Annotated in this window: 11 protein-coding genes; all 11 read right to left on the minus strand. The window is 42.3% G+C overall.

What is annotated here, in order from left to right; genetic code table 11:
* Positions 1-82: 82 nt before the first annotated feature.
* The 11 genes from AB5150_RS00760 to spoIVA all read right to left on the minus strand — a co-directional run bounded on the left by AB5150_RS00760 (position 83) and on the right by spoIVA (position 12,650).
* Positions 83-4,144, minus strand: coding sequence for a leucine-rich repeat protein (locus AB5150_RS00760; protein WP_368291050.1), 4,062 nt, complete (start codon positions 4,142-4,144; stop codon positions 83-85).
* A gap of 42 nt (positions 4,145-4,186) precedes the next feature.
* Positions 4,187-4,840 (minus strand): TetR/AcrR family transcriptional regulator, encoded by a 654-nt coding sequence (locus AB5150_RS00765; RefSeq protein ID WP_368291051.1) that lies wholly within the window; start codon positions 4,838-4,840, stop codon positions 4,187-4,189.
* Between the two features lie 163 nt (positions 4,841-5,003).
* Complete coding sequence (locus AB5150_RS00770; protein WP_117874208.1) at positions 5,004-5,954, minus strand: HipA domain-containing protein; 951 nt, start codon at positions 5,952-5,954, stop codon at positions 5,004-5,006.
* Positions 5,951-6,286 carry a HipA N-terminal domain-containing protein gene (locus AB5150_RS00775; protein ID WP_022216427.1) on the minus strand — a complete coding sequence of 112 codons (336 nt, stop codon included), beginning with the start codon at positions 6,284-6,286 and terminating at the stop codon, positions 5,951-5,953. The genes AB5150_RS00770 and AB5150_RS00775 overlap by 4 nt, the downstream gene beginning before the upstream one ends.
* Positions 6,286-6,486, minus strand: coding sequence for a type II toxin-antitoxin system Y4mF family antitoxin (locus AB5150_RS00780; RefSeq protein WP_015534972.1), 201 nt, complete (start codon positions 6,484-6,486; stop codon positions 6,286-6,288). Before AB5150_RS00780 ends, AB5150_RS00775 begins: the two co-directional genes overlap by 1 nt.
* Before the next feature lie 232 nt (positions 6,487-6,718).
* A complete protein-coding gene (locus tag AB5150_RS00785) occupies positions 6,719-7,300 on the minus strand; it encodes a dipicolinate synthase subunit B (protein ID WP_368291052.1) in 582 nt (193 codons plus the stop codon).
* Between the two features lie 47 nt (positions 7,301-7,347).
* Positions 7,348-8,265 (minus strand): dipicolinate synthase subunit DpsA, encoded by a 918-nt coding sequence (locus AB5150_RS00790; RefSeq protein ID WP_368291053.1) that lies wholly within the window; start codon positions 8,263-8,265, stop codon positions 7,348-7,350.
* 60 nt (positions 8,266-8,325) lie between these two features.
* The gene (locus tag AB5150_RS00795) at positions 8,326-9,513 is read right to left on the minus strand and encodes a D-alanyl-D-alanine carboxypeptidase family protein (RefSeq protein WP_368291054.1); all 1,188 of its coding nucleotides are present in this window, start codon (positions 9,511-9,513) and stop codon (positions 8,326-8,328) included.
* A 101-nt stretch (positions 9,514-9,614) separates the two neighbouring features.
* The gene (gene scpB, locus AB5150_RS00800) at positions 9,615-10,289 is read right to left on the minus strand and encodes an SMC-Scp complex subunit ScpB (protein ID WP_173794515.1); all 675 of its coding nucleotides are present in this window, start codon (positions 10,287-10,289) and stop codon (positions 9,615-9,617) included.
* Positions 10,290-10,302: 13 nt separating this feature from the next.
* Positions 10,303-11,061: a ScpA family protein gene (locus AB5150_RS00805; RefSeq protein ID WP_022216424.1), complete on the minus strand. Its 759-nt coding sequence runs from the start codon at positions 11,059-11,061 to the stop codon at positions 10,303-10,305.
* A 122-nt stretch (positions 11,062-11,183) separates the two neighbouring features.
* Entirely contained in the window at positions 11,184-12,650 is a 1,467-nt protein-coding gene (gene spoIVA / locus AB5150_RS00810; protein ID WP_368291055.1) for a stage IV sporulation protein A, read from the minus strand.
* Positions 12,651-12,712 lie beyond the last annotated feature (62 nt).

Consider the following 12,712-nt stretch of genomic DNA (forward strand, 5'->3'; position numbering starts at 1 on the left):
ATGTGGCGTATCGAAAATGGCGAATACGCTGCATGTACAAGAGGTCTGAAAGTCTTGTTTTTACAGGCAATTTATATATTTGTTATTTATAGATTGCTTTCGCAGAAGGACCGCCCTTCTTTATCAGTTTCTTGTATGCTGTGGCCTTATTCCTAGGTACTGCAAATGTAATTTTGCTGTATGTTCCACTGAAGGCTTTTGCGCCAACGCTCTTGAGCTTAGCTGACTTTATCGTCATCTTCTTAAGGTTTTTGCATGATAAAAATGCGTTTGACCCTATGCTTGTCACATTGTTACCTATAGTGGCATTCTTTAGAGCCGTATACCTGCTGAATGCATTTGCGCTTACAGATGTTATCTTAAACCTTACATCTCCTATAATGACAGTATCTGCGATGGTCAGTGATGCAAATTTCTTATCTGACCTTGAGTACGTTGTACCGGCAATTGCAACTGTTCCGGTGCCGTCTGTCTTTGCTCCGGTTATAGTGTATTTGAATTTTCCAACTGTATATGTCTTTCCCTTGGCAGCCTTTACTATGGCAAATGTCTTTGTTATCTTTCCTGAATATGCATTCTTACCACGTATTATCACACTAGCCTTGCCCACCGCTTTGTTCTTGCTGTAGGTGACAGTGTAATCCTTGTTCAGTCTAAGTGTCTTTGCACCAGCCTTTACAACAAGAGACTTCTGGGTATGTACCTTTCCATTGTAGATCTTGTTTTCTATTCCGGAAACAGTGATCTTGCTTGTATTCTTGCTTATGTCTGTGGTTGCAAGTTTGGCAATACTTCCGGTTTTAGTTGCTTTGCACACGGTACATGTGAATGTCTTCACACCTGTCGCCGTGTATGTAGGTTTCTTTGTCACCCTGCCGGAATTCCACTTATGTCCAAGTTCCTTTACATATACACCTGTGCTCATTACATCGCCGCAGATTGAACACTCTGTATGTCCAGTTCCTGCCTTTGTGCAGGTTGGTGCCTTCTCTCCTTTTAGTGTATACTTTACAGTCTTGCCCTCTGAACATGCCGCTCTGTAGATGGTTATCTTCAGCTCTGTGCTGTCATAATTTTCCTTGTCATCGCCAACGTATACAGCGGTTGCCTCCACTGATCCGCCTGCCTTTATCGCAGTCTTAGCATCCGCATCAAGCCATGTCCAGTCTCCCGGAAGTGCAATACTTCCAACTGTCTTATTTGTATTATCTACACTTAACAGCAGATTCGGCATTGTAGCCTTGCTCACATTTACCGTAATCTCAGCTTCTGCAGTGTTGTAATTCACACTGTCAGCCGGAGTAAATACAACGGTGTATAGTGTCTTATCGCTGTCAGATACAAATGGCTTTATGGATTCATCTTTCCATGCAAATGTTCCCGGTATCTCAACCTGATCAATACCATCAAAGGACACTCTTCCTCCAGATATAACAGCTTTTGCAAGATCGTCGCCATATGTTATTGCGCTTGCCACTGGCAAATCAACTACGTTTACATCAGCCTTTGAGACATTTACCTGAACAGTTCCACTGACCGGATTGTAATGTTCCTGTTCATCAGGGGTAAATACAACATCATAACCTGAATTGTCCACTGTCGGTACTACTGAGGTATCTGCCCAGCTCCAGCTTCCTGGTACGTTTTTCCCTGAAGGGTCAAGTACATTTCCACCAGAAATGTTTATAGCTCCTAAAGTTTTATTTGGATCATAGCTTACAGCATCTGCCACTGGAAGTTCATTTATAATAACTGTATCAATTTTAACTATATTGAATTCAGCCTTACAATTCACCTCGTAATTTCCACCGGAGGCATCTTTGATGGTTACTGTAGCTGTTCCAACTTCTGTGTTGTCACTGTATATGACTTCATACTCGCTTGATGGAATGACTGTATCACCGTCCATGAGAGCAAACTCAGGCTCTACCTTCTGTCCTGTGTATGTGTACTCAGACTTAAGTCCGTCAAATATTGGACTGTCAATCTTCTTTGGCTCGATGGTAAATGTGACATTCTTTGATCCTGAGTAAGCGCCGATTCCTGTTATGGTTACAGTTGCTGTGCCGGCATTGATGTTGTCAGAATATGATACGATGTAATCCGTGTTTTCTATTAACTGTTCATCATCCTGTAAAACTTTATTAATATATACTTTAACAGTTGGTTTTAATTCAGCGCCAGAATAAGTAAACGTTGCGCCTTCCTCAAATTCGGTCTTCACTTTTTCATTGATCAATGCTCCAATTATAAGTTTATTATCCTTTATGCTGGATGTCATATCACGTTCCGTAACCCCTGACAATATATTGAACCAATTTACATCCAATGTAATATTATTTCCTGCCCCGACAAGTGGAGTATTTGCTTCAAGTCTAGACCAATTTGGAATAATAGGAATAATATTGTGAAGTTCGGCATTTATAATCAGTCCTTCAAAATATTCATCCCACCAATATATACAATTGTTGATTTTTATATCACTGTTGTTAAAGAATACTTTCGCACTGTTTTCATATAAATTTATTCTTTCTAAATCTCCGCCATTTAATACCAGTTGTCCATGGACTTTTATTAACTCTGATATCTTCACATCGCCAAGCGTTACTATTGAATCACTACTTACTACTAAGCTGCCCTGCATTTCACCGTTCGCTTTGGAATCAATTATTGTTATTTTCCCATTGTTTACTGTAACCCCATTTACATTATTTCCGTTTATATCAATGGTAAAATCGGAATCAGGATTATTTACATAGCAAGTTTTATATCCCGTATATGACATCACAGCGACAACACTGCCAGGTATATTTTCGGCATAATCTATCGCATCCTGAAATGATGAATAGTATGTGATAATCTCACCACTTGTAACAGATGCCAAGGCTTCTTCGTCACAGTATCTGCACACCCCGTCAACATAGTCATGGTCTCCATAAGTTGTCTTATCTTCATTGCTATACGCAACCGAGACAACGTCAGACGAATCGTTACAGCCAAAATAAGTTATGTTCTTATATACCTTTGCACCGCGTAATACAGGATATGTGTCTGTTCCGATGGTCTGTCCCCAGATGAAGCCATCGTAAGTCACAGTGTTATCACCTTCTCCGGTTGAGCAGCCCTGTGACAGGAGATACGCAATTTCACCGCTGGCGAATTGTGCGGCGGTTTTGCCGCCATTTTCATCTTCTGTGTCTGCGAGGTAATAGCAATTTTTGATTGGCCCAAAATTGTATCCACATATACCGCTTATATCAGCATCTGAGCCAGTAGCAGTAACAGTTCCTATGTTATAACAGTTTAAAATTAGTTCAATACTACAACCACACACACCACCTACAGAAGCTGCTGAGCCGGTAGCAGTAACAGTTCCTGTGTTATAACAGTTTGTGACTGTGCCACCATTATTATATCCACATATACCGCCTATAGTAGCAGATGACTCAATAGCGGTAAGATTCCCTGCATTATAACAGTTTGTGATTGTGCCAGCATTGTTTCCGCACACACCGCCCACATGATCATTCCCTTTGAAATAGGAATCAACGACTCCAACATTTTTTATGTTGCCATCGGATTCTGAACTTCCGAATAATCCAATACATGTTGAATCACCATTAAAGTACAAACCACTTACGGTTTTATTATTTCCGTCAAACGTTCCTGAATACTGTGTTGTACGATTTCCCATCCAATCTGCAATCGGAGTCCAGCTTATAAAATCACTTCCGTTGGAAACGTTGCCCTCTGCATCGTATTGTAAGGAATCAAGAAGATTTTCATTTACTGTGATGTTGGCTGTCAGAACTGCATTGGCTAATTTGTTTTGTTTAACTCCATCAAGAGTGCCGTTTACAAGTCCTGCAAACCAGAAAAGCTGACCTGCATTTCCAATCTCGTACACATCGTCCTTGCTATTATCATCGTCAATATCATACTTGTCTGTAGTGAGCACCGCCGACTGGTAAGCATCACATTCTGTACAAAAACCCTGTGAATTATAGTTGTGCGATTCTGTTTCTTCAGCTTTCGCAGTGATTGTTTTTAAGCCACCTGCCCCGATCGCAGGCGCCAGCGACGTAACCATCGCCACCGTAAGTGCTGTTATAATTCCCTTCTTAAATAGTATTTCTTTTCTCATTCCATACCTCCATTTCCATAACATTCTATCCTATAAACTCTGTTACTTTATCCCTTTTGTTGCATAATCAAGTATCATTTCCTTGATCATTATAAGCTCGTCTGTGTAGTCCTTGTTGTCGTCCGATCCCCATATGAAGCCCTCCGCATAGTGGGCGCAGGCCGTCATCATGGAGTGGACGGTGACACGCATGAATTCTGATTCCGGTATGTCAGTCCGTATAGTTCTGTCCACCTTCGCCTTCTCGTACATCATGTGAAGTCTGGTGTCCACCGAATACAGTGAGCTGTGGAAATCTACAAGCTGATCATTGTTCTTGCCCTCATGGGTTACATAATAGTTGAAGTTATCGTTGTACTTCAGCAACGCCTTGTGGTTCTGATACATATCTATGTAGCTGTCCATGGTGAATATCAGTCTGTCTATGGCTGGTATGTCATGTACAGACGATATAGGCCTTCTCTCGTCCAGGCCATCCAGGTATCTCTTCCACTGATCAGCACATACCGCTATGACCAGCTCAAGCTTACTTGGATAGTACCTGAACAATGTAGCCCTTCCCACGTCGGCAGCCCTTGCGATATCTCCCATACTCACCGCCTCTATCTTCTTGTCTACGAACAGTTCAAATGCAACGTCAAGGATCTTTCTATTGCGCTCGTCCATTTCCTCTTTCAATTTATCTGGATCTCTCATATATTACTTTACACTCCAAAGTTATATTGTGATACTCCCTGTCTCACAATAAATATTCTACAGGACTATCTTATGTCAGTCAACAAAAATCCCAGAAGTCACATTTCGAATCACATTTCGATAGTAAGTAACTACTGGGATTTCGTATTATATTAAATTTTTATCAATCTGCCAAAATCAGCATTCTTTCCTCAATCAAATGATCGAAGTCTGATTTCATTTTTTCAGGTATATAAGATTCGTCACACATCTTTTTCATTTTATCCTTATTTTTAACTACCAAACTTATCATCTTCTCCGCTGATATCCGACTTAAACCACATACATCAGCAAATATAAGGAAATCTTTTCTTCTCACATTTCTCTTTTTCCCATTCATCGGTATCGCCAATTGCTCTGTATCCTCAGGCATGATAACATTTACCGGCAGCAGATCATAGGCTGGTGAGAGAACATAATCTCCGCTTCCCACCTCTGTTTCAATAAGCGAAAAATTCTTCAAATGCATATCGGAATTGCCAGTCACGAAAGAAAATACAATTCTCATATAGAATTCTGCCATATCCAGACCTACACGACTTGAATATTTTTCTATGATCTTTGCACATCGCTCGTATGAACCTTTATATTTGTCCTGTGTAAGACGATAGTCCAACTGACAGAAATCTTCCATTGCAAGCATTTCAACAGTTGTTTTCTCGAATATCCTATCCACTCTTTTAGTAATATATGCCATCTGCCCATTTCCTTTGATCAATGCATGCGGCACCGTTGAAATTCCTATCATATCAGCCATAGACATCACAAGCTGCTCCGCTTCAGGCATCGCTTTAAATTGATCAACCTGAGGTTTAAGTATATATCCTGTTGGGTAGTTTACCAATGTAAGTCTTGGATTACCTGGTTCAGAAAGCAGGTGTAACGACAGTTTCTTCTGTACACCCGGAACCGTATACCCCTTGTTTATACTTTCCTCTGCAAGAACTTTTAGTTTCTGATCATCTATATCTATGTCTGGCAGCTTAGTCGTCATAAAAAATCTCTTCACACAAGCTTTATGCCAGCCTGTTCCGTCGTCATTTTTCAAAGTTTTTCCACAGCACAAACAATTCATATGCGATCCTCCCTGACACTTACATTGCCTATCGCATCGCGGCATGCAACAAGCAGCAATCCAAACCTGTCCCTTACATCTATTTTCCAATTTCTACTGACCACATCAAGCAGCCAGCCCTCGGGGATGAGTCCATCAAAAAAAGAAAATAAAGTCTTGGATCGATACATGTCCTTCGACAATGGCATGGTAAGTGATACAGCACTGGCATTTTCTCTATCAAGATATTCTTCATCGTAAGAAAATGTATATCCCTCGTCGGTCTCACATAAAATTCCCGCAAATTCATTTCTTATATATACATAAGCCGTTCTAAAAGTATTATCCACCATCAATCATCCTTTCTCCCTGGAACCGCCTCCATGCCGAACATTGCAAGAGCTTCATTGACCTTGTCCATACGCACAGTTTCTTTCCCCTGTTCAAGTTCGCGGACAAATCTGAGTCCGAGGCCTGATCTTATTGCGAATTCTTCCTGTGTAAGACCCGCTTCTTTTCTGTTAGTCTTTATAAATTCAGCTATCTTATTCATCGTTATTACCTCTTATATGTGATTCCTCCTACACGTGATTCCTCTTACACGTGATTCTTCTTATACGCTATTCTCCTTATATATTACACCCGATAAGGTATAATTTCAATCGAATATAATATTTTTTATACCATAACGGGTATAAAAAGTATTATATAAAACAAAACTACACCCGATGGGGTATAATAGCCGCAATAAGCAACAAACTTATACCCTATCGGGTGCAGTAAAACTACTTTATGAGAACCGGCTGTATCTGCCTTCCCTCAAGAGCCTCCTCTATGGTGGCTGGGATGAGATCAAGTCTGCTTATGAGTGAATTGGGTTTCTTCACACAGTTATCCTGTTCAAATGGAACAAAATAAATATTTTTCATGTTCATGAGCTGGCCGATATTCTTGAAGTTCATACCCATGGCATCATTTGTTGACACAGATATGATGATCGGCTTATTGTTCCTCAGATGCGCCTTTGCCGCCATGAGAACCGATGTGTCAGTTATTCCATTTGTCAGCTTGGCGATGGTGTTTCCGGTACAAGGTGCTATGACCAGCGCATCAAGATAGGCCTTGGGACCTATAGGCTCAGCCTCCTGTATAGTGTAAATACCCTTTCGCCCTGCTATCGTCTCAACGTCATTTACGAATTTGTCAGCTTTTCCAAATCTTGTGTCGTACTCTGCGGAGTGAGGCGAGAATATCGGATACACATTTATTCCCATCTCAACCATTTTCTTTATTTCTATCTTAATCTTATCAAAGGTACAAAATGAACCGGTTATAGCCATACCTACATTGCACTTTGATAAATCCATGTTATATACACTCCTATTTATTAAGCGTCAGTTCATACAAATCCATTTCAGCGGTGAGCCGACACTGCCTCTATCACTGCATCGGCAAGAATCATCCCCGAGGTCTTTGGAGACAGCTTACCCGGGATTCCCAGGCTGTGTTTATAAGGAATATCATGTTCCTTGCAATAATCAAAATCCACCCCTCCCGGCATAGATGCTATATCTATTACAACCGCATGTCTGCTGAGCAGAGACAGGATATCTTCACATACAACTCTCGCAGGTACTGTATTGAAGCAAAAATCCACTTCTGACAGTATATGCTTATATATCGGAATATCCTCAAATGACATAACCTTGTAGCCTATGAGCGCCGCATCACTCCTCTGCTTTGGACGTCTTGCCATAACTATTACATCTGCTCCCCAGGATGCAAGCCTTTCGGCAAGAACCCTGGCACATTTGCCAAATCCCGTCACCAGACATACGCTTCCGTCTATATTAATATCAGACAGCTCCTCCGCATCGCAGACTGCCCCCTCCGCGGTTGCAACTGCATTTCTCTCGGCCACAACATCATCTGCAAGAAAATCAAATACATAAGGACTATTTTCGTTTGTATCAGACATATATTTGCCTATCCCGCCTCCAAACACAATGTCAAATTCCTTGCTGCATTCCAGAATGCTGTTCATGGTGAGAAGGGTTCTGCCGTTGACAAATTCACCATCCCTCGTAACAGGCACAGGAAGAATGATAGCTTTCAGCATTTCTACAGATGGAGACGCACATTCGCCCTCTATCAGTCTGCGAAAGCCCACTCCTGAAGCCCCCGAAATAATGGTGACCGGCGAATGTCTCAGCAGATCGGCATCATATGGATCGAAATGAAACACATTACTGCCTTTCTCCGCCAGACTGAGAGACATATAGCAGCTTCTCCTGTCACCGCCTACCACGTAGTATACACAATTCATATCCATACCTCAGTGCACCGCCCTTATATTATTGATAATTTAGGATATGCCTGTGCCAGGCAAATGTTACATTGCAGCACGATATAAAACTTTTATTATCTCATCCTTAAATGTCACATCAGCTATCTCCTCGGACACAATAACATTCTCAACATCTATAAGTTCATCGTCCAGGTACACTTCAAGCGAACCGGCTACAGCGCCTTTATGCACAGGTGCCTTTAATGTATCCGCGACTTTGTATACATACTGTATACTACCTTCAGATGCTGTCACAGTCCTGTTCAGCCTGCATTTTGTCGCTGTGCTTCCATCTGCCGACGAGCCCGATGAATATGTTATCCTGATGTCAGGCGAAGCAGGCGCCTTAAGCTCCGTGTATATGGTGTGTTCCTGCGCAAATGCCACAAGCGCCCTGGAATCTTTCCATTTATAAGTCTTATTATTCGGCCATCCGCAGCCAAGGAGAGCCCATATATATGTATGTCCCTCAACCTCCGCAGCTCCTATATAGCAATATCCAGCATCGCAGGTAAAGCCGGTTTTTCCTGACAATGCGCATGGCATCATATCGAGAAATGCATTGTGATTAATGCATGCAAATGTTCTATTTCCGGTATTATCATTGAATGTGTATGATTTTGTTCGGGTAATCTTCAGAAATTCATCCTTTTGGGGTGAAATAAGAATACAATACCTCATGATCCTGACAAGATCCTCCGCAGAGGTGCCATGGACGCCATTTTCGTCCTGGGCATCCAGACCATTTGGCGTGATAAAATATGTAGAATGGCAGCCTATCTCCTCAGCCTTTGCGTTCATCATCTCCGCAAAGTGCTGTACACTGCCACCGATATGTTCCGCTATGACTACAGCAGCGTCGTTGTAGCTCTCGAGCATCATGGCGTACAACATGTCTTCAAGTGTGTACTTCTCGCCGTCACGAACCCCAAGTCTGACCTCAGGCATCTTGGATGCATAGGATGAAGCTGTCACATCATCCGCCAGATTCCCGCACTCGATTGCAAGTATACATGTAAGTATCTTGGTCGTGCTGGCGTTGGGTCTGTGCTCATCACTACATTTGTCATATAGTATATCTCCAGTCTCCCCATCCAGCAGAATCGCATTTCTGGCAAATAGCTGTACATCCGCTGTATTGTCTTCCTCAGCATACGCTTTTATAAATATATTGTTACCAACGAGAAACTGTATTACCAGACTTGCTGCAGTCCAGGCTGCAACAAGCAACATAAACCGCCTTATGCGTGATCTTTTTCCTGTAGAAAACATATACATATACCGTCATATCCTCATAATATTGGTCATGATATTATATTACAGGAACATGTCTGTTATTCTTCGGATGTCGTATCTACACTGAGCGTGAAATCTGCTTCCTCCAGCGCTTCTTTCTTGAAGTCCTCTATCTTATCAGGGCTTATCATCGGAAGATCATTTGTCGATGACACTCCAAAGCATCTGAGGAATTCCTCTGTTGTTCCAAACATGATAGGTCGTCCAGGAGCATCAAGTCTTCCAACCTCCTGCACGAGATTGTACTCTATGAGCTTGTTTATGGCATGTACACATGAAACTCCTCTTATAGCCTCGATCTCGGGCCTTGTTATCGGCTGTTTGTATGCAATTATAGACAAAGTCTCAAGAACAACATCCGTGAGGGAAAGCTTCTTCGGTGTATTGACAACCTTGGCGAGAATTCCATAGTATTCGTTGCGCGTACAGAGCTGAAGCGAACCGTCAAGATCTATGATCCTGATACCCCTGTCGTTGTTGTTGTAATTATATATGATACCCTCAAGCTGCTTTGTAAGCTTCCTCTTGTCCATCTCAAGAGCTGAGGCAAGTCTGTCGATCGATACAGACTCACCCACTGAGAAAAGTATAGCCTCGATGGCGGATGTGAGATAATCGTCACTGTACTCCTTGTCCGTCCTGGCCTCCTCATTCTCTTCTGAAGGGGTATTTACTTCATCTATTTCCTCATTCTGTAAATCTTCGTTATTCATCGTTACCTCATCTCTATATAGTATCCAGAGAATCAATGATTATCTCTCCGAATATATCTTCCTGTCTGATCGCTATTGCGCCTATCTTCATAAGCTCAAGTATGGCAAGGAATGTGACTATGATATTCATCTTTGATGCCTGCATCTCAAGCAGTGTCCTGAAGTTTATGCCCTCCAGTCCTCTGACTTCTTCTCTTACCTCCGCCATCTTCTCCTCAAGGGAAATCTCCTCCCTCTCGATCTCTTTGAATTTGCTTCGTATCGGATCTACCTTGTCGACCTGCTTACGCATAACCGATTTGAATATCTCATTGAGCTTCTGGAGATCCACATCAGCCTTGGAGATCAACTCATAAGGATCGACCTCCTGCTTGACATTCTTCACCTCAGCCGGTATGGTCGCCTTCTTGAAAAATGCCTTGTTTCCCTCAATCTCCAGATCCTTCAGTTCACCGGCAGCATACTTGTACATCTTGTACTCAAGCAGTCGTCTGACGAGCTCTTCTCTAGGATCCTCTTCATCCTCAGGATCCTCCTCATCCTTCGGCAGGAGCATCTTGGACTTGATCTTGATCAGAGTCGCCGCCATGACCAGAAATTCGCTCATGACGTCAAGATCTTCTTCCTCCATATTGTTCACATATTCCAGATACTGCTCTGTGATAGTGACGATCGGAATATCGTATATATTGACTTTGTTTTTCTCTATCAAATGCAAAAGAAGATCCAGTGGGCCCTCAAATACATTAAGCTTTACATCTATCGCAGACATATGTACGTCTCCATCCTGAATTGATAACCACCATAATGTTCCATGCCCGGACAATCAAATGTCTAAGGCATCCACCAGAACACCTTAGACATTTTAACATAGCCTGCCATAAATATGCAATCTTATATTATTATGCACACCATTCCGCCATTTCCGTCATTTACGATCTTCTCCATGGTATTCTGAAGCTTCTGCTGACTCTCCGCACCTATCTTGCTGACCTTGTTGTTAAGTCCATCGTCAACGAGTTGTTCTATGGTCTTGCCAAATATATTAACTCCCCACATATCTCCATCATCGCTGTTGTCAGATATGTATGTGACAAGATCATCCGCCTGCTCCTTGCTTCCCACAAGAGGCATGATCTCGGTGGTGATATTCGCCTTGATCATATGTACCGATGGCGCGCTCGCCGATATCTTCACTCCAAATTTTCCTCCGGTCTTTATAACCTCAGGACTTCCGAGCTGGACATTCGACTTATCCGGCATAACGAGGCCATAACCTCCATTGTTCACCTGCTCAAGCGCTCCTATGACACTCACACAATACTTACGATTATCTGCCATGGATTTGAGCTCAGTGATAAAATCGTACTCGTTTGTTATATCTGCGCCCATCATATCTGACAGCATTGCGTAATAATAATTATCGCAGATATCGACGTCTATATTCACACATCCATCCGCCATATTTATGCTGGAACACTTATATCTCCTGACATATTCATTCTCAGGGTAGTCCATATGATCGATATCCCTCAGGCTGTCTGCAGCCGCCATTATCTGGACTGCATCACATATAACGCTGCTCTTGATCTCATTGTCATCATCGACAACCTCAAGCCATTTCGGTATCTCAAAATATATAGATGTGACAGGGAAGCTCATAAGAAGTTCTGTAAAAATATATGTAATATCCGATTCTCTGAGCTGCTCCACGTTTACCGGAATAACACTTGCACCATATGTATCGCTCATTTCTGCCGAGAGCGCAGCCGTCTGACTGCTGGATGGTTTGTCGGTGTTGAGAAGAATGACAAATGGCTTCCCAATGGCCTTCAGCTCATCAACAGTCTTCTGCTCAGCTTCAAGATAGCTCTCCCTCGGAAGCTCACCAAAGCTGCCATCCGTGGTCACAACAATCCCAACAGTTGAATGGTTATTTATAACCTTGTTTGTGCCTATCTCCGCCGCCTTGGAAAACGGAATGTCATAGTCAAACCACGGCGTTCTCACCATTCTCTCCTTGCCATCCTCAAACTGACCCTCGGCATCCTTGACGACATATCCCACGCAATCGATCATCTTTACCTTCATATCCAGATTGTCAGCAACATTGATTGATACAGCTTCCTTTGGTATAAATTTCGGCTCAGTCGTCATTATGGTCTTTCCTGATGCCGACTGCGGCAGTTCATCCTGTGCAAGCTGCCTGTCATTTTCCCCTGAAATGTTAGGAATAACCATCTGGTTCATAAATCTTTTTATAAATGTGGATTTTCCTGTTCTCACCGGTCCAACTACGCCGATGTATATTTCTCCGTTTGTTCTCGCCTTGATATCCTGATATACCTGATACTCCTCCATACATCCTCCTGACATGCTATTTATTTACATAATTATATTACTGTAAACACAATAGATCTACG

The sequence above is a fragment of the Coprococcus sp. RTP21281st1_F1_RTP21281_210402 genome (assembly GCF_040915325.1).
Classification (GTDB): Bacteria; Bacillota; Clostridia; order Lachnospirales; family Lachnospiraceae; genus Coprococcus; species Coprococcus aceti.

Coding starts and splice junctions, on each gene's coding strand:
- scpB (WP_173794515.1), bottom strand. CDS start 10,289: ATGAATAACGAAGATTTACAGAATGAGGAAATAGATGAAGTAAATACC.
- AB5150_RS00765 (WP_368291051.1), bottom strand. CDS start 4,840: ATGAGAGATCCAGATAAATTGAAAGAGGAAATGGACGAGCGCAATAGA.
- AB5150_RS00795 (WP_368291054.1), bottom strand. CDS start 9,513: ATGTTGCTTGTTGCAGCCTGGACTGCAGCAAGTCTGGTAATACAGTTT.
- AB5150_RS00760 (WP_368291050.1), bottom strand. CDS start 4,144: ATGAGAAAAGAAATACTATTTAAGAAGGGAATTATAACAGCACTTACG.
- AB5150_RS00775 (WP_022216427.1), bottom strand. CDS start 6,286: ATGGTGGATAATACTTTTAGAACGGCTTATGTATATATAAGAAATGAA.
- AB5150_RS00770 (WP_117874208.1), bottom strand. CDS start 5,954: ATGAATTGTTTGTGCTGTGGAAAAACTTTGAAAAATGACGACGGAACA.
- AB5150_RS00780 (WP_015534972.1), bottom strand. CDS start 6,486: ATGAATAAGATAGCTGAATTTATAAAGACTAACAGAAAAGAAGCGGGT.
- AB5150_RS00785 (WP_368291052.1), bottom strand. CDS start 7,300: ATGGATTTATCAAAGTGCAATGTAGGTATGGCTATAACCGGTTCATTT.
- AB5150_RS00805 (WP_022216424.1), bottom strand. CDS start 11,061: ATGTCTGCGATAGATGTAAAGCTTAATGTATTTGAGGGCCCACTGGAT.
- spoIVA (WP_368291055.1), bottom strand. CDS start 12,650: ATGGAGGAGTATCAGGTATATCAGGATATCAAGGCGAGAACAAACGGA.
- AB5150_RS00790 (WP_368291053.1), bottom strand. CDS start 8,265: ATGGATATGAATTGTGTATACTACGTGGTAGGCGGTGACAGGAGAAGC.